Origin of the sequence: Thalassotalea sp. G20_0, from assembly GCF_017744175.1 — a bacterium.
Lineage (GTDB): Bacteria > Pseudomonadota > Gammaproteobacteria > Pseudomonadales > Endozoicomonadaceae > Endozoicomonas.
Window position 1 is genome coordinate 1 of the sequence record NZ_JAGHQV010000495.1, and the last position, 552, is coordinate 552.

Sequence of the window (552 nt, forward strand, 5' to 3'; positions counted from 1 at the left end):
CGCTGGAACTCATCCCGCTGGCTGATGTCACCCACCGGGATCACCTGCACCGCCTTTTCTTTACCGCCGGGAATATTGATAAACAGAGAGCGGAAGTTTCCCGCCGCCTTGCCCTCTTTCATTTTGTTGATGAGCATGGCCTCAGTTTTCGGGTCCAGGTTCGGATCGGTGGTGTAAAGGATGTAACCGATATGACAGCCATTATGGAAATACCGCCGCCGGAACAACGTGGCATCCTCATTCAGTAACAGCGCCTGCATGGCGCACAACCAGTCAGGGATTCCGTAAATCTGCTGCATAGTGTCGTATTCCAGGGTTTGCACCACCTCACCGGGCTGAAAATCCAGTGGCGTGAGCTGATCCGGCCCTAGCCAGCAGAACTGGGTCTGGCCGTTATCAGTATCCTGTTTCCGTCGCATATTCAATGTTGGGAGATGTTGCAGCCGTTGCAAACCGCCCAAACGGTTATGCAACTTCTGGAAATAACTCATGCCAAAGCACTGGTGTTCATAACAGGCCGCCCGGAAATCTTTCATGCCGATGATCTCATTG

At 52.7% G+C, this 552-nt stretch carries 1 pseudogene; it reads right to left on the minus strand.

From position 1 onward, the window contains the following. Positions 1–419, minus strand: a pseudogene (locus J7438_RS27225) (hypothetical protein); the annotation flags it as partial. Positions 420–552: the final 133 nt, after the last annotated feature.